12 protein-coding genes and 1 pseudogene are annotated in these 17,497 nt (G+C 35.0%); 1 reads left to right on the top strand and 12 read right to left on the bottom strand.

What is annotated here, in order from left to right:
- Positions 1-135: 135 nt before the first annotated feature.
- The 8 genes from MHH59_RS08880 to MHH59_RS08845 form a co-directional block, all read right to left on the bottom strand.
- Positions 136-3,342 carry an SNF2 helicase associated domain-containing protein gene (locus MHH59_RS08880; RefSeq protein ID WP_340851100.1) on the bottom strand — a complete coding sequence of 1,069 codons (3,207 nt, stop codon included), beginning with the start codon at positions 3,340-3,342 and terminating at the stop codon, positions 136-138.
- 371 nt (positions 3,343-3,713) lie between these two features.
- A complete protein-coding gene (locus tag MHH59_RS08875; protein ID WP_033730545.1) occupies positions 3,714-4,949 on the bottom strand; it encodes an MFS transporter in 1,236 nt (411 codons plus the stop codon).
- 145 nt (positions 4,950-5,094) lie between these two features.
- Positions 5,095-5,565, bottom strand: coding sequence for a MarR family transcriptional regulator (locus MHH59_RS08870; RefSeq protein ID WP_001030885.1), 471 nt, complete (start codon positions 5,563-5,565; stop codon positions 5,095-5,097).
- 160 nt (positions 5,566-5,725) lie between these two features.
- On the bottom strand, positions 5,726-6,658 hold the full coding sequence (locus MHH59_RS08865) for a response regulator (protein ID WP_050000193.1): 933 nt from the start codon (positions 6,656-6,658) through the stop codon (positions 5,726-5,728).
- 2 nt (positions 6,659-6,660) lie between these two features.
- Positions 6,661-7,959, bottom strand: a complete 1,299-nt coding sequence (locus MHH59_RS08860) for a sensor histidine kinase (RefSeq protein WP_088005237.1) — start codon at positions 7,957-7,959, stop codon at positions 6,661-6,663.
- 64 nt (positions 7,960-8,023) lie between these two features.
- On the bottom strand, positions 8,024-9,736 hold the full coding sequence (gene malS, locus MHH59_RS08855) for an oxaloacetate-decarboxylating malate dehydrogenase (RefSeq protein WP_050000287.1): 1,713 nt from the start codon (positions 9,734-9,736) through the stop codon (positions 8,024-8,026).
- A 74-nt stretch (positions 9,737-9,810) separates the two neighbouring features.
- The gene (aspA, locus tag MHH59_RS08850) at positions 9,811-11,250 is read right to left on the bottom strand and encodes an aspartate ammonia-lyase (RefSeq protein ID WP_002012229.1); all 1,440 of its coding nucleotides are present in this window, start codon (positions 11,248-11,250) and stop codon (positions 9,811-9,813) included.
- A 24-nt stretch (positions 11,251-11,274) separates the two neighbouring features.
- Positions 11,275-12,546, bottom strand: a complete 1,272-nt coding sequence (locus MHH59_RS08845) for a cation:dicarboxylate symporter family transporter (protein WP_002086365.1) — start codon at positions 12,544-12,546, stop codon at positions 11,275-11,277.
- A gap of 378 nt (positions 12,547-12,924) precedes the next feature.
- Between MHH59_RS08845 and pyrH the strand changes: the two genes are divergently transcribed.
- Positions 12,925-13,668: a UMP kinase gene (gene pyrH / locus MHH59_RS08840; protein ID WP_003188660.1), complete on the top strand. Its 744-nt coding sequence runs from the start codon at positions 12,925-12,927 to the stop codon at positions 13,666-13,668.
- A gap of 226 nt (positions 13,669-13,894) precedes the next feature.
- Here pyrH and MHH59_RS08835 read toward each other — a convergent pair whose 3' ends face one another.
- From MHH59_RS08835 to MHH59_RS08820, 4 genes and pseudogenes are all read right to left on the bottom strand, one after another.
- Positions 13,895-14,467: an imm11 family protein gene (locus tag MHH59_RS08835; protein ID WP_088038062.1), complete on the bottom strand. Its 573-nt coding sequence runs from the start codon at positions 14,465-14,467 to the stop codon at positions 13,895-13,897.
- A gap of 230 nt (positions 14,468-14,697) precedes the next feature.
- Positions 14,698-15,267, bottom strand: a complete 570-nt coding sequence (locus MHH59_RS08830) for an imm11 family protein (RefSeq protein WP_002016936.1) — start codon at positions 15,265-15,267, stop codon at positions 14,698-14,700.
- A gap of 236 nt (positions 15,268-15,503) precedes the next feature.
- Positions 15,504-16,157, bottom strand: coding sequence for an SMI1/KNR4 family protein (locus MHH59_RS08825; protein ID WP_088038058.1), 654 nt, complete (start codon positions 16,155-16,157; stop codon positions 15,504-15,506).
- Positions 16,154-17,310 (bottom strand): annotated as a pseudogene (locus MHH59_RS08820) (T7SS effector LXG polymorphic toxin); the annotation flags it as partial. The gene MHH59_RS08825 and the pseudogene MHH59_RS08820, both read right to left, overlap by 4 nt.
- Positions 17,311-17,497 lie beyond the last annotated feature (187 nt).

Here is a 17,497-nt window from a genome sequence, read left to right as displayed (position 1 = left end):
AATAAATAGTGGGAGACGAACAACTCCCACTATTTAAAGTTTCACTTTATCTCTTTACTTTGTACAAAACAAAATATAATTATTACAACAAAAAAGCTATGCTTTCATCTCTATGAAAGCATAGCTTTTTCCATATTAAATCATAAGAATATCGCGGATTTCTTCCTCCGTAATAGAAGATAACTTCTCTTCTCCCGGCTCGATAATTTCAGCGATTAAATTTTTCTTACTCTCTTGTAACTCGTGCATTTTTTCTTCAATTGTTCCATGTGCTACTAACTTAATCACTTGCACTGTATTTTTTTGTCCCATTCGATACGCTCTATCCGCAGCTTGTTGTTCAACAGCTGGATTCCACCACAAGTCGTACAATATAACTGTATCTGCACCTGTTAAATTTAGTCCTGTGCCACCAGCTTTTAACGAAATAAGAAATAGATCCCCTTCTCCTTCGTTAAACCGATTGCATAGCTCTACACGTTCTTGCGCTGGTGTACTCCCGTCTAAATAAAAGTATGGAACTGCTTGACGATTTAATTCACGTCCGATTATCGAAAGCATCTTCGTAAATTGGGAAAAGATAAGAATTCTCTTCCCTGTACTTCTGCATTCCTCCAAAATTTCTAGCAGCTGATCAAATTTAGCTGAACTACCTTTATAGTCATCAACAAACAAAGCAGGATGACAACAAATTTGCCGCAGTCTCGTTAAACCAGCTAAAACCCGAATTTTATTTTTACGTAACGTATCTTTATCCAAATGTTTTAACGTTTCTTCTCTTAACTTTGCTAAATAAGCTGCGTAAAGCCTCTTTTGATCTGGTAAAAGTTCTGATGATTGTAAGTGCTCAATTTTTTCTGGGAGTTCGTGTAATACATCACCCTTTAACCTTCTTAACACGAAAGGTTTTACCCGCTTCGCAATATCTTCACGTCTTAAATCACCGAACTCTTTTCTTCCCGGTAATAATTCTGGGAAGACGACGTGGAAGATAGACCATAGCTCTTCTAATGAATTTTCTACAGGTGTTCCTGTTAATCCAAAACGGTACTCCGCTTGCACTGTTTTTACCGCTCTTGCAGTTTGCGTCGTATGATTTTTAAATGCTTGTGCTTCATCAAGAAATAGCGTATGAAATGGCTGCTCATATAACCTTATATCTCTTCTCAGTAAAGGATATGACGTAATGACAACATCAAATTTCGTTATATCTTTTAAATTTTTTCGGCGCTCTGCTTGATTTCCATCGGCAATAACTGCTCTAATATGTGGAGCGAATTTTTTCAACTCGCTAAGCCAGTTGTAAACGAGGGACGACGGAGAAACAACTAATATAGGCAGTTTCTTCTCTCGAATTTCCGGCAAAACAGAGTCTATAAAAGCAATACTTTGCAACGTTTTCCCCAGTCCCATATCATCAGCTAAAATGCCGCCAAAACGATAATAGGCAAGTGTTTTCATCCACTGGAATCCGTATATTTGATACTCTCTCATTATCGCATCTAAGCCACTTGGCACCGCAAACTTAAGCTTTTTAGGGTTTTGAATGTTCTCTACCAATTCTTGAACAGACTCATCTAAACTTAATACGTTTCCTTCTTGCAGTGAATTCATCCATTTCACACTACGAATAAGAGGGACATCTATTTCTTCGCCCTTTAAAAATTCTTTTCGAATACTAGATTCTTTTATAAACTGATTAATATCATTAAACTCTTTACTCTCAAGTGATAGTAGAGCACCACTTGCTAAACGATAATATTTTCGTTTCTCCTCAAGAGCGACTAATACCCCTTTAATTTCTGCCTCTGGAATACCTTTTATATCAAAGCGGAATGACAACCAATCAATTCTCTCTTTCCTTCTAACTCTTATAAGAGGAGCTGTGTCTCCCTTATGAATTCGTAATTTGATTGCTGACGTCGCATAAATATCAACTAAACCTTTTAACGTTGGAACAGCATGATATAAAAAGTTATACTCAGCTTCTTCATTATGCATAAAATAACCGCCTTCCGTTTTCGCGAAGGCACTTTCACTCATAATGTCTAAAATCTCTTTTTCCTTTTTCTCATCACGATTAAAAACAGATAGCTGCCCATCCTCTTCTAACGGATTAATCACGACGTTTCCATAATGAAATTCGAGACCTGCTAACAAACGATTTTTCACTCGATCTAAATACAATTTTGCTTTTAGCGAAGGCGTTTCCACACAATCTGATACTACCTCATCTATTCGCACAGTTCCTAGCTTCATTAACCCTGGTACAACTTTTGCTACAAAGTGCTCCATCTTATCTGCTGGAATATACAATTGGTTACTACTAGAACGATTCATCATTTTTTGTAATTCGATAAGCCGCTTACAATCCTCAGCGTTCAACTGATACAGTTTCCCTCCAAATAGAGCATAACTATACGTATCCATTACTTCTACTTGTTGTAACCCGTCAATATAAAGTCTAAACCCACCGTTACTCCCTTTATTAAACTCAAAATGTAAAGGAAGTAGCCCTTTTGAAATTTGTAAACCGTGAAAAGATTTTCCCTCTTGATTAAGTCCCACAAACTCAACTTTAGAAAGTAAAGATAGCATATCCTTCCATGAAGCTGGCGGTATTAAAATCATACTATCATCTTGTTTTGCATGTACTTCCAGTGTATCCTCATACATTTTTTCATTATGATAAATTTTAATGAGCTGCTGAATAATCGCATCCGTTTCTCGCTTAAAGCTATGTACATCCGGTGTATATGTAAATTCATTCGAACAATTATAGGACTCTCTTTTCTCCACATTGGAAAGAAATTCTCTAATATGATTTACAAAATACATCTTGGCGAGTTTAAACTGAATACCTAGCAGTGCCCCACCATTTTTCGTAACTACTGGCGTACATATAAATTCAACATGAAGTATTTCACGTGTATCAAAACGGTGTTGTTTACTTTTTGGTCTTAATGGTTTTTCTGCAAATAAATGAAACACCCCGCTTGTTAATTGTTCATTTCCGATCATGTTTCCGCTACTAATAGGCACCATTCCACCGGTTTGCTGATTATAATTTATTTGTATCAATACTGCCGCAACATGTTGACAGTATGTTTGAAAAGACGCTAACGAAGGACAACTACATTTCGCAACAACATCACCTTTCTTAGCTTTTTCTACTGTAACATGAAAATCTTCATTCCCGTTTACCGTTGCCTCGCAAATTTCTTTATTTTCATCATAATGATTTATTATTACTTTATTTGATTTATAATAAGCTTCACCTCTTTTATATGAGGTCTCTCCGCATACTTCTTTAATAATCGATTTATTTAATGTAAAACTCATTTTTTGACACTTCCTTACTGTAAAACCATTTTCTCTTACTTAACATTTTACATGCTTCACGAGAAAATATAAAATGTTGGTTTAACAAAAAAGATACTTATTTATAAACACCTCAGACTGTAAGCAAATAGAGTTTCAGTACTTGTTAAAACTGCCTATTATGCAGGCGATTCTGAAAGCTTCCAGCGTAGTATTTAAATATCTTCTACATTATTCATGTAAAAGTTTTACCGACTATCGCATCAATAATTTAAAAGATATGATTTTATGAAGAAGAGTAATAAAAGTTTTTCACACACACCATTGAGATGGATGTGCAAATTTTGATACAAGGGGCTTACTGTCTATAAAAGGAGGATAAAGTACGTAATTTACATATTTTCATGCGTGCCCTTATATAAGACTGTTATTGCGGCTACTATAAGGATGATCCCCATACAAGCAGGTGCGGCATGCCCAAGTGAAACATAAATTTGCCCTCCAATGATCGGCCCAATCATTCTTGCTAAAGCTTGAACAGATTGACTACCTCCTTGAATCCTTCCTTGTTCACTAGAATCGACAGACTTCGAGAGCATCCCATTGAATGAAGGTCCAAAGATGGAATCACCAAAACCAAATATAAACATTCCAGCGATAAGAAACGGATAAAATGAGAACAAAGCTGATGCTGCAATAAGACTATAACCTATAATCTCCGAAACCATTCCGAGAATTGCTATCTGTTTATCAGTAAGTTTTGTCAAAAGTTTTGGCATTATGAAACTTTGTGAAATGATATCTTGAAATCCCATAATTGAAAACATAAGTCCGATTAACGCAGGCTTCCAACTAAAAGTATCCATTGTAAATTGTGAAAAAATTGCCTGTAAAGATCCATTTGGTATCCAAAGTAAGAATGCTGAGACAAGTAGCCATTTTAAATTTTTCATGGAAAGTATATTTGCAAGCTGTGTAAATGGATTCAATCTTACAAAGGTAATCTCTTTCAATCTATTATTTTTGTCAAGGCTCTCAGGCATATATAAGATTCCATAAACAACATTTAATAAAGTTATTATTGCTCCAAAATACATAGGTACAGAATAACCAAACTTGGCAAGATATCCACCTATAGTTGGTCCAATTACAGTGCCTACTCCTACAACCGCACTTACCCATCCGAAGTATTTCGTTCTTTGTTCTGGAGGAATAATATCTGCAAAATATGCGAAGATAGTGCTTATGCTCCCTCCTGTTATACCTTCTATTATGCGCCCAGCAAATAGTATCCATAGAGCTCCTCCTATGCCAAAAACTAAGTACCCGATTGCGGAACCGAAAAGGCATACTAAAAGTAATGGACGACGACCATATTTATCACTCAAAGCTCCAAGTGCGGGAGCCGCAAAAAATACGCAGACTGCATAAACAGAAGTTAATAGCGTAACGACGACCGCTTGTTCTGCCGAATTACTTGTATATGGCTGCACTAAAAATGGAACGACAGGTATTATAATGCTGAATCCTATTCCGCAAAGAAACACAGAGATGAGACCGAATAGTAAGGCGTGTTTATCTATGACTCGTTCCGTATTATGTTCATTATGTGATCTGAATTTGGACATTTTCATTCTCTCCCCAACAGTTTTTTTGTTTCCTTATCAACAAAACAATAACTCCATTTTGTTTCCCTGTCAACAAAATTACAACAATAAAAAAGGCGGTCCATCCTTGGACTGCCTGCCGTTTCATTTTTATTTTTTGAATAGATTACGACTTAATATGTACACCTTGTTTCTTTATTTCTGTATCCAAATGTCTACTATACTTTTCCACGAAGCTAAGTATACTATCAAATTCTTCCTCGGTTACTTGATCAAACACAACTTTATCCCGTTCTTCAAACTCTTTGTGCAGATCCTCATGTATTTTATAAATTACTTTCCCTTGTTCAGTAAGCCTAAAATAGATTTCTTTCTTATTATCCGACTTCTGATAACTTTCGATAAGGCCTTTTTTTATAAGTTTTTTAGTTATTCTACTTATGGCACCGCGAGTCATATAAAAGGACTCCGCAAGTTTTGTCACGTTAGAATCTACATTTTTTTCAATGTATTCGATACAATGTACTTCAGAAGAATTATAACCCTTAAGACTGTCTTCCATCTTATCCTTATTAAGCCAAACAATCTTATTATATAAGTCCCTGAAACCCACTATGACCTTTTCTTCTTTATTCATGTCCTGTCCTCCTCCCCGTTGGTGCATTAACAATATTATATTTATTTTTTGTTTCTATTCCAACTCTAATTAAAAAAGAGAGTCAAAAGCATGTTAAGCACCGAGAAACTCAATGTCACTTGAACAAGACTTTGTCTACAATCTGAAACACTTATCTTTTTCATTCTATCTCCATCAACCGTTTCGCCTCAAAATACAACACTTGAATAAACTTTTTCGTATTAATTCGCGTATGTCCAGAAGTTGCTACTTCTTCTTTTTTCATTTCTGTCATCCGTTTTCTAACTATAGTAAAATCAAAAAATTTCGGAGCATAGCTTTCAAATTTCGGATTTGAAAAGTCTGTTAATCCAAGGGAAGCTAAGTGATTTAACGATTGATAAATCGCTCTACGTACCCTTTGTTCAGATGCTTTTCTCTCCTTATCTATATCTGCATCTGAAGCTATATTCTCTAATTTTCTTATAGTTATATGGTGAAAGATATCTTTTAACGCTGGAAATCCAAATTCAAATGTTTGTGCTTTTTCTTGTCCATATAAATATTCCAACATACTAAGTAAATCTTTACTTCCATTCTCTCCTGCAATACCGAGTTCTGATAATAAATAGCGCCCTGAATCTGCTATTCTTTTTCCTTCTTGCATTGGCTCATTTCGAACTTGCGGCTGTTCCCACTTAAAAACGTTATTCAATGATTTTTGAATATCATGTATAGAGCGCTCTAAACGAATACGTTCCATTACTTTACGTACAACAGACATAACCTCAATTTTATTTAATGGTTTTGTAATATAATATTCAACACCAAGTGTATACGCCTCACCAATAAGCTGTTTCGATTCAACTTGAGAAATCATAATGATTTTCCCTGTAAAAGAGGATGCAATATGGCGAACTGTTTCAATCCCATCTCGCATTGGCATTAATAAATCAATAAATAAAATATCTACTTTTTTAAAATTTAGTTGATCCGCTTCAATAAAAGCTCCATCTTCCGACTCTCCAATTACTTCCCCAAGATCGCCATCTTCAATAATTTGTGAAAGCATGGAGCGGAAAACTTCATCATCATCTACGATATAATAAAACAACTTTATTCTCCTTCCCGCTTTAAACTGCACTCCGGTAAACAAACGACAAACTTACACCCTCCGCCAGTTTCTCGGTCTTCTAATCTCACTTCTCCACCTAGCTCTGTTACCATTTCGTTTATGTAAGAAAGTCCAATACCTGTTGAAGGTGTTCCCGTTTGATCATACTTTGAAGTAAATCCTGGCTTAAATACTAATTTCTTATACTTCTGTGCAATACCAGGACCATCGTCAATTACTTCGAAGAATATATGTTTATCTCGTTTATATAGCTTAATAATAATGAGACCTCTACCCTCAATTGCTTCAACTGCATTTGCAACTAAGTTATTAAAAATGGATAAGACCGTGTACACATGATATTCTGCATGCTCACCTTCTATATGTTCCGAAAAACGTATATCTTTTTCTAACATTTCAGCATATTTCTCATTAATTCTTACAATCATTTCCGCTAATTCATGTCCTTCTACATACTCAGCCACATTTTTATCTAATAACAGTTTAGATAGTCCTGCAAAAATTCTTTGATTATCCTTTTTGATTTCGTGCACTTCTCCTGCTATTTTTAATGCTGTTTTGCTATTTAAATCATCGTTCGCTTGTAAGTTTCGATATAGTTGATATGCTTCTTGTGTAATTAACTCAGCATTTTGTAACGTTTTTTTCAAATGGACAGATTCCACATATAAATTAGAGAGGTACATTAACATATTTTCATTTTCTTTTCGAACTTGTGATTCTTTTAACTTCGTTTCATATAAGTTCATCATATTTAAAAAACCAAGTGCAAAGAAACTACGGAAAATAGCAATAATAATTAGTTTATTCACTTCAGAAACTGTTATCGTTGTCCCCAGCACTAACATATGATAAAACGCAAGTTCAGACATACTTGCGATAATTTCAATTGTAATTCCAAGACATCCTATCACAATTGGCTTCTGATGAAACTTATTCACCCTACAAAGCGAAAAAAGACTTCCATAAATAAAATAATAAAAGAACACAGGGTAACGCAAATAAAATGATTCTGTCATATGGAATGAACCTTGCAATACCCAGTCAAGACATACACGAAATAAGACTACAGATATACCTACAAGAATACCTGCAGCTGCTGCTGGCACTCTTCTTAAAAATAGTAATAAAAAGAAGAAAAGCGGTGTCCCGAAACTAACACGAAACATATCATTAAAAGGATGAAAATTCAGCTCTCCAGCAATCGGAACAACAACCATTAATATAATTAAAAGATACATATCTTTCTTCCATAATTGATTCCAATTCAAAGGTGCCACTTCCTATGCTTTTTTTCAATTGTAAAAGTGAAAGCCCGCTTATAATTATAAACGGGCTTTATTTCTATATTCTAACCTTTTCTACCGCTTTTATTTGGCGATACTCCGGTTCCCATATTGCTTCTTTTACTGCAATCTTAATATCGTCATCACTTAAGTTCTCTCTAGCAACACCTTCTGCAACTGCAACTTTCGCTACTTCAATCGCAACCAGTTCAGAGATATTACGTAACTCTTCAACTTCTGGCAAAATAGGCGCTCCTGGCTGACTTGTATCTACCATACTTGCAACTGCTTCTGCTGCTGCTGCGAACATTCCATCCGTCATGACGCTTGCACGAACAACAATTGTACCAAGACCTAGTCCTGGGAAAATAAGTGCGTTATTTGACTGTCCAATCACATACGTTACACCGTTATATGTAACCGGTTCAAACGGACTTCCTGTTGCAACTAATGCTTTTCCTTCTGTCCACTCGATTAAATCTGCTGGTTTCGCTTCAGCAAGTGGCGTTGGATTCGACATTGGTAAAATGATTGGTCTTTCTACGTGAGAAGCCATTTCTTTAATAATTTCCTCTTTAAATGCGCCTGCAACAGTAGATGTACCAATTAAAATTGTCGGTTTTACATGTTTCACAACTTCAGCAAGTCCGATAGCATCATTTTGTTTCCAATCACTTACTTCAGCTTCTTTTCTTGCATATGGAATTTGGAAATCAAGAAGATCTTCCATATTATCTGTAACCAACCCATTACGGTCAATACACCAGAAACGATTATGTGATTCTTCGTCTGATAAGCCGACACGAACCATTGCATCTCTTACTTGATCTGCGATACCGATTCCAGCCGTACCAGCACCAAACACAACTACACGGTGTTCACTTAACGGTACACCAGAAGCTTTTACTGCCGATAATACAGCAGCAAGTGAAACTGCCCCTGTACCTTGAATATCATCATTAAATGTACAAACGTCATGACGATATTTATCTAAAATTTTTCGTGCATTTCGAGAACTGAAGTCTTCCCAATGTAGAAGTGCTTTCGGGAATTGTTTATTTACCGCTTGAACAAACGTATCAATAAATTCATCGTAAGCTCCACCTGTTATACGAGGGTGACGATTTCCAATATAAAATGGATTGTTTAATAATTCCTCACGATTTGTACCTACATCTAAAATTACCGGTAATACACGGCTAGGATCGATTCCAACTGCGGCCGTATATACAGCCAATTTCCCGATTGCGATGTTAATTCCACCAACACCCCAATCACCAATTCCTAATATACCTTCTCCATCCGTTACAACGACTAAATCAATGTTTTCAGCTGTTGCACCGATATTTGCAAATGCATCTTCAATACCTGATGGATCGTTAATTGATAAATAAATGCCACGTGGTTTACGGTATTCATGACTATATCTTTGAATTGCTACACCTACAGTTGGTGTATATACAATCGGTAACATTTCACGTAAATGCTCTGTTAAAATACGATAAAATAACACTTCATTTCGATCATGTAACGCTGTTAAGTATACATTCTTTAATAAATCATCCGGCTGAGAACTAAATTGTTCATACGCTCGGCGTGCTTGTTCTTCTAAAGTTAAAACCGCTGGCGGTAATAACCCTTTTAAACCTAACTCTTCTCTTTCCTCTTGTGTGAAAGCTACCCCTTTATTTAAAAGTGGTGTTGATAATACTTCTGCTCCTCTTAATGTTGTTTCTAATGCACCATTAGAAGCCACTGTAAACTTACTCATAACATCCCTACCTCTATTCATATATAGCATTTCTATATTGTAAACAAAAAAGAGGGGATTGTCCCCCTCTTCTTTTAATTTTTCTTTAAAAGAGTTGCTCCTGCAATCCCTGGGTGTGTCATTTCGAATGGATCTAGAATTAACTCTAATTCTTCTTGTGACAATACACCATTTTTCACACATAGTTCTCGAACGGATTGCCCTGTCGCAATTGCTTCTTTCGCAACGCGAGCTGCTGCTTCATAGCCGATATGAGGGTTCACGGCTGTAATAATTCCTACACTCTTCTCAACGTACTCTTTTAAGCGATCTTCATTCGCTTCAATTCCTTTTAAGCAATTATCTGTAAAGGCACGGAAACCGTTATTCATAATGCTAATAGATTGAAGTAAGTTGAAAACAAGTACTGGTTCCATAACATTTAATTCTAATTGTCCTGCTTCTGAAGCAAGGCAAATTGTATGGTCGTTACCAATTACTTGGAACGCAATTTGATTAATTACTTCTGGCATAACAGGGTTTACTTTCCCTGGCATAATAGATGAACCTGGTTGACGAGCTGGTAGCATAATTTCCGCTAATCCAACGCGTGGACCTGATGCCATTAGACGAAGGTCGTTCGCAATTTTAGACATGTTCATCATACATACTTTAAGTGCTGCAGATACTTCAGTGTACGCATCCGTATTTTGAGTTGCATCTACTAAATCTTCTGCACCAACAAGTGGTAGTTCACTAATTGTAGCTAAATGTTTTACAACTGCTTCAATATATTCTGGATCTGCATTTAAGCCTGTACCAACTGCAGTTGCTCCCATATTTACTTCATATAAATGTTGACGTGATTGCTTGATACGTTTCATGTCACGTTCAAGTACGCGGGAGTATGCTTTAAATTCTTGTCCAAGACGAATTGGCACAGCATCTTGTAAATGTGTACGACCCATTTTAATAACATGATCGAACTGTTCTGCTTTTAATTCAAATACATCATGCATATAACCCATTGTTTGTAATAAGCCTTCTAATGCATTTAATGTTGCAATATGAATCGCTGTTGGGAATGCATCGTTTGTTGATTGTGCCATATTTACATGACTGTTTGGACTAATATAATCATAGTCTCCCTTTTCCATTCCTAATAATTCAAGGGCACGATTGGCAATGACTTCATTTGCGTTCATATTCATTGAAGTTCCTGCACCACCTTGAATTGGATCAACGATGAAATGATCATGCCATTTCCCCTCAAGGATTTCTTGTGATGCTTCTGCGATAGCACCACCCTTTTTCAATTCCAATCTTCCTACATCTGCATTAGCAAGTGCTGCCGCTTTTTTTACAATTGCTAACGCTTTAATTAAACCTTCATGGACTTTGTATCCTGTAATCGGGAAATTCTCCACTGCACGCATTGTTTGTACACCGTAGTACGCGTAATTTGGTACTTCTTTTTCACCTAAAAAATCTTTTTCAATTCGTACTCCATTTTTAACTTCAGTTAATGTTGCCATGATTACTCACTCCTTAACAATCTCTTACGCTGCTTTTGTTTGTTTGACCGTTTCTACATATTGTTTTGCTTTCTCATCATCGAATTCGCCTTCCCACTTCGACATAACAATGGCAGCTAATGCATTTCCTAATACATTGACAGCTGAGCGAATCATATCTAAAATGCGGTCAATTCCCGCAATTAATGCGATGCCTTCTAGCGGTAAGCCCATTGATCCTAACGTCGCTAATACAACAACGAATGATGCACCCGGAACTCCCGCCATACCTTTGGATGTTAACATGAGAACGAATAATAGCGTTATTTGCTCCGTCAGTGACATGTGTACACCGTACATTTGTGCAACAAACAATGCCGCTAACGCTTGATAAATAGCCGATCCAGTCAAGTTAAATGTATAACCTGTCGGAATTACGAAAGAGGCAACTGCCTTTGGACAACCGAACTCTTCCATTTTTCTCATTATATTAGGTAAAACAGCTTCTGAACTTGCTGTCGTAAATGAAAGAATAAGTTCTTCTTTTAAAATTTTCATTAATGTAAAAATATTTACTCCAACCATTCGCGCATTAATACCTAATACAATCACAACGAATAGTATAACAGTTACGTATACAGCTAGCACTAGTTTTCCTAAAGGAAGCAGTGTTGCTACACCAAATTTTGCAACCGTAACAGCAATTAATGCGAATACACCAAATGGTGCGAATTTCATCACTTGATTTGTAACCCAGAACATCGCTTCGAGCACACCTTCAAAAAAGTTAAAAACAGGCTTTCCTTTTTCTCCGATTGCTGCAACTCCTAAACCGAATAGTACTGAGAAGAATATAATCGGTAATAAGTCACCTTGTGTAATAGACTCAAATATATTTTTCGGTACAATATGAACAATCGTTTCTGCAAAGCCTTTCTTCTCTGTTGCATCTGCTGTTTGTTTATAAGAAGAAATATCACTTTGCTGTAAATTACTCATATCAACGCCAGTACCTGGTTGGAATATATTTGCTGCAAGTAATCCCATTAAAATAGCAATCGTCGTAATAATTTCGAAATAAAGAATTGTCTTACCGCCCAGTTTCCCAAGCTTTTTCATATCTCCTACACCAGCTACCGCAACAATTAATGCTGAAATAACAATCGGTACTACAATCATCTTAATTAAGTGAATAAATATATCCCCAATTGGTGTGATATAAGAAATCGCCGTTTTATTGCCATAAAAGACTGCCCCTACTACAATCCCTAAAACAAGCGCGACAAAAATTTGTGTTGCCAATCCGAATTTTTTCATTTATGTTCATCCCCTTCATGCGAACGCTTTCAATTTGAATTTATAAAAGCTACTCACACATCATATAAGCCAACCTACAAAATCATACAAAAACCTACAAGTTTGTCACAAAAAATTCAAATTTATTTCTTATAATATTCATTGACACTTTTTTATAAAAAAGAAATAAAATAACCTTGATAAAACATCAGATTATTTCGTATAATCTAAAAGATATACGTATTCTAAATAAATGGGGATGAAAAGGAGTGGATGTTATGAAAAATCACGTGAAGAAGTTCATCATATCTATTTCTTTTCTATTTCATTTTCTTACGAAGGAACAAAGGCATTAGCCTTTGTTCCTTTTTTATTGCAATCTATATAGGGGGAATTGTTATGAAACCATATAAACGCGTCTTAATTAAACTAAGTGGCGGCGCACTTGCTGATCAATCTGGAAATAGCTTTAACTCCAAACGATTAGAACATATCGCAAACGAAATAATATCCATTATTGACCTAGATATCGAAGTATCCATTGTCATCGGCGGCGGTAACATTTTCAGAGGTCATCTAGCTGAAGAATGGGGAATTGATCGTGTAGAAGCTGATAATATCGGTACGCTAGGTACGATTATTAACAGCTTAATGCTTCGCGGCGTTTTAACAAGTAAAACAGATAGAGAAGTACGCGTTATGACTTCCATCCCTTTTAATGCAGTAGCTGAACCATATATTCGCCTACGTGCAGTACATCATTTAGATAACGGTTATGTTGTCATATTCGGTGGTGGTAACGGGCAACCATTCGTTACAACAGATTACCCAAGTGTACAAAGAGCCATTGAAATGAATAGCGACGCCATTTTGGTCGCAAAACAAGGTGTAGACGGTGTCTTTACAAGTGATCCAAAATATAATAAATCAGCGAAAATGTATCGAAAACTGAACTATAACGATATTGTTAGGCAAAACATACAAGTAATGGATCAAGCAGCTTTATTGCTTGCTCGAGATTATAATTTACCGGCACACGTCTTTAACTTTGATGAGCCTGGCGTTATGAAAAGAATTTGTTTAGGTGAACATGTTGGGACGTTGATTAATGATGATGTTTCGATGCTTGTGCATGAAAAATAGTATTTTCATCGGAAGTTTTGTCCACCCCCCACTAATTATTAGCCTTCTCCAATCGGGCTTTTACGAGCAGTTGATCTCCCACCTAACGTCTTTGCTTTAGCCGCATTTTGAAGAGGGAATCTTACTGCTCGTTAATACGAGATCAATAGTCCCCTAATTTGTATAACAAGGGGACTTAAATTTTTATCGTAAACTTATCAGGGTCATTAATAATGTTAGAATTTCTTTACGAAAGCTCTTCCGAATCCCACACTTCAATAAATTCAAAACCTTTTAAATCACTTTGTTCAATAAGAACCTTTAACTCGTCCGAAATAAAAACAGCCGTAGGATGAATTTTTCCATTTATGTAAACCTTAAAAATCACTTCATTTTGAACTATATTAAAATCAAATGCGAACTTTTCACAACCTACTATAAGGCCTGTAATCATTTTTTTAAAGATTGCTTTATCTCCATCAATTGCATCTAGTACATTCAACACGTGGACCAAATAATATACCTCACTAGTTGAATTGCGTAAAAGTGGTAAGAATTCAACATTTTCACCTATTAAAGGTTCAAGTACTCTCTTGGCTTTTTCACTAATCATTGGTGCATCAATTCCTCCCCAAAATTTAGGGAAATCACTATAATTACCTCCTTCTACACACTCTATCAATATATTGCCCCATGAATTTGCTAAATGAGTTATTGAATTTATTTTTCCATCAATATATTTTTTATGGTCCCCCTCAAAATTTAACAACTGGAAAGATTCAAAGTTATCTAACACGCTCTTTAATACCCATATTTTCATGCTTATTCCCCTTAACTATTCTTTTATCTTCTAAAGTAAACTAGAATGTTACGTAACAAAAAATCGTTTACTACTATTTACTTTGTGATTCTAAAATATATCTTGAATATGAATTACCATCCCTTTCTATACTTATTCATAATAAAAAGCTTATACAAGTGCATAAGCTTTTTATTTTTTACTCTCTTAGATATGGATTCCCATTAATAATCTAATTAAATTAGATTTCTTTACGCACCCTCTTCTGAATCCCACACTTCAGTAAATTGAAAACCTTTTAATTCACTCTCTAAAATTGCATTTTTGAATTGATCTGATACTAAAAGATAGTTAGGATGTACCTTCCCATTTATATTCAATTTAAAAACTGGTTCGTGCTGGACAACATAAGGAATAAATACAAATTTTTTACATCCTATTATTAAACCTGAACTTAACTTATCAAAGATTGTTTTATTAGTATCAAGTGCTTCCAACACCCTTAAAACATGCATAGCATAGTATTTTTTGTTTGTTTGTTTATGAATTAATGGTAAAAATTCAATATTATCTCCTACTATAGGTTCTAAAACATTCTTGGCTTTTTCACTAATTATTTGTACACCAGACTTTCCCCAAAAAATAGGGGAATCGCTTGATTTCCCTTCATCTGTTACCTCAATAAACTTAGGCGTCCATGAATCTGACAAACTCACCATAGAATTAAAACTAGTTTTAAAATATTTTTTATCCTCTTCATAGTTCAATAATTGAAAGGTTTCATAATCATCAGTCGAGCTTTTTAATTGCCAAATCTTCATATATATTCTCCTTTATTATTACCATTTATATAGTTATTTCTTGGGTTCATTTAATCGTAAATTACCTTCTAATAAATCTCTTCCTATTCCATGTAACACTGTTTGGGTTCACATTTCTTATTTAATTCTTGTAAAAAAATAAAAAACAAACTAACCTTTAAAATGTTAGTTCGTTTTTTATAAATCATTAAATTAATATCAGGCAATTAAAAATGAATTTCAAATTATATTTAACATTAATTATTTTTATCCATTGGTATTGTATTTAGTGCTAAACCAATAGATCCTAATTTTTCAATTAATTTTTTTGCTTTACCATATGGAGCTCCTTTTACTAATGTAAAAGGAAGGTTTTTCGATCCTTTTAATAGTTCCCCTGTTGAAATATCAAGTGCTAGTACACTTTTTATCTTTACTAAATCTTTTAATCCTCCATTAGGAATTTCTATTAACACTATATTACACGTATCAGGGATTTCTTCTTTTATTTTCTGTATTTTTTGATTCAAACACCCCGTATTTACCCAATCAATAAAATCTAATGTAACTACAGTGGCATGATTTGGATTCATATCACCAGAATCAACAGCCCTTACTTCTCGTACATCTGCACCTTGCGACATTAAAAAAACATTACCACTACCATCATCACCAATAGCAACATAACCATTTGCATATTCTGTTACTTCCCAAGTCTCATTTCGTTCTATAATATCATCAGTACCATAAATTATTAATCCTCCACCTATAGAAAAACCATTTGTATATTTCAATAAATCTTTATGTACATTTGGTAATTCAACTTTCATTACATCTTCTATTTCTTGAATTTTAATATCATTTGCTGGCTTATTTTTTATTAAACCAGAAACATTAGATAAATTTATCATTTTTTAACAAAACCTCCCAAACTATCAAAATATTTATAAGCATCTACCAATACTTTTCTTGCAGTTTTCTGATCAACTCCTGCCTCAATCATTTCTCTATAGCTTACATTAAATTCATAATTTATATCAGTATCATATCCTTCAAGCCTTCTTCGCTTTCTTTGCATAGCAGAAATTTTCGCATGAGGTAAACCAGAACTTGATGGTAAAAGTATTGCTTGAGCTTTCTTTTCGTTATAATCAAATCCACCCTTAATAGCCCATCTTTTAGCCCATTCATTTTGTATAGGATGATGTGATTGTATTCGATTATCAGCAGCTATATTTTTATTTCCTGGAGCACGATTAACCGCCGGACTTAAATAACCATGTTCATCGATATCTCCTTTTTGATATCCCCCTGGTCTTTTTGCATTTCCTAGCTTTATATTCATTCCGTTATTTGGACTACTTGCTTTAACCAAATAATCTTTCATTGTAGGTATTTCAATTTTCATAGAACCCATACCTGCAATAGCCAGACGGTCTCCCATTTGCAAATTATTTGTAACATGGGATAAACCTTTTGTTAATGTAGTTACATTGCCCATTTGCCCAATTTACTTACTTTACTTAATCCTTTATCACCAATAAGTCCAAGTCCAATTTGTGTAAAAGCATAACTTCCCCACTTAGCACGACTTTCAGCGTCTCCATTTATTACATCATTAATAAATGAATCTGACAATGTGTTCCACATAGCAGGTAAGGTTTCATTTAAATGAGTAACAGCGTATCCCATGTTCTCCCACGTTTCCCATTTACCAAGTGCCACAACACCATCTATTGTATCTTCAACAGCTTGACCCGTACCTTCTAAAATACCATCTATAATTTTTTCAGATATAGATTTTTCGGGAGGTTTCTTGCACACAGCTCCCTCTTCCATTGATCCTTTCTTTAAAAGATTATCAACTTGACGTTTTCTTTCATCAGCAATTTCTTGAATCGAAACGGTCCAATCCATATTTAACCCTTGTGTACTAAACGTACCACTTACAGGACTAAATCCTTTCCCGCTTTGGACTTCAGCAAGGCCGGCAGTAATGCTAGCCACTAGTTGAAGAGCTGTGCTGTAGTTATTACTAGAAGTATAGTTAAATTCGTATAGATGATTATTTAAATTTATAAAAAATTTCAGTTATGAAACTACAGTTTTTTAAGCATTCAACTAGAACTCACTTAGAACCCTTAATCAAAATAGAGACATTAGCTTAACTTTATTTTAACTACATATTGAATTTTTTACCGAAGCGCAAATGAAGACGGAGGGGCACCCGCCAGACCAGACTATTTTTTAA

The sequence above is a fragment of the Bacillus sp. FSL E2-0195 genome (assembly GCF_038003645.1).
Taxonomy (GTDB): Bacteria; Bacillota; Bacilli; order Bacillales; family Bacillaceae_G; genus Bacillus_A; species Bacillus_A mycoides.
The sequence above is the reverse complement of the archived record's forward strand: the minus strand, read 5'-3'. Positions and strand labels throughout refer to the sequence as shown.

Bases quoted from the DNA above. Each gene is read 5' to 3' on its own strand.
- MHH59_RS08880 (WP_340851100.1), bottom strand. From the start codon at position 3,342: ATGAGTTTTACATTAAATAAATCGATTATTAAAGAAGTATGCGGAGAG.
- MHH59_RS08875 (WP_033730545.1), bottom strand. From the start codon at position 4,949: ATGTCCAAATTCAGATCACATAATGAACATAATACGGAACGAGTCATA.
- MHH59_RS08870 (WP_001030885.1), bottom strand. From the start codon at position 5,565: ATGAATAAAGAAGAAAAGGTCATAGTGGGTTTCAGGGACTTATATAAT.
- malS (WP_050000287.1), bottom strand. From the start codon at position 9,736: ATGAGTAAGTTTACAGTGGCTTCTAATGGTGCATTAGAAACAACATTA.
- aspA (WP_002012229.1), bottom strand. From the start codon at position 11,250: ATGGCAACATTAACTGAAGTTAAAAATGGAGTACGAATTGAAAAAGAT.
- MHH59_RS08845 (WP_002086365.1), bottom strand. From the start codon at position 12,546: ATGAAAAAATTCGGATTGGCAACACAAATTTTTGTCGCGCTTGTTTTA.
- pyrH (WP_003188660.1), top strand. From the start codon at position 12,925: ATGAAACCATATAAACGCGTCTTAATTAAACTAAGTGGCGGCGCACTT.
- MHH59_RS08835 (WP_088038062.1), bottom strand. From the start codon at position 14,467: ATGAAAATATGGGTATTAAAGAGCGTGTTAGATAACTTTGAATCTTTC.
- MHH59_RS08830 (WP_002016936.1), bottom strand. From the start codon at position 15,267: ATGAAGATTTGGCAATTAAAAAGCTCGACTGATGATTATGAAACCTTT.
- MHH59_RS08825 (WP_088038058.1), bottom strand. From the start codon at position 16,157: ATGATAAATTTATCTAATGTTTCTGGTTTAATAAAAAATAAGCCAGCA.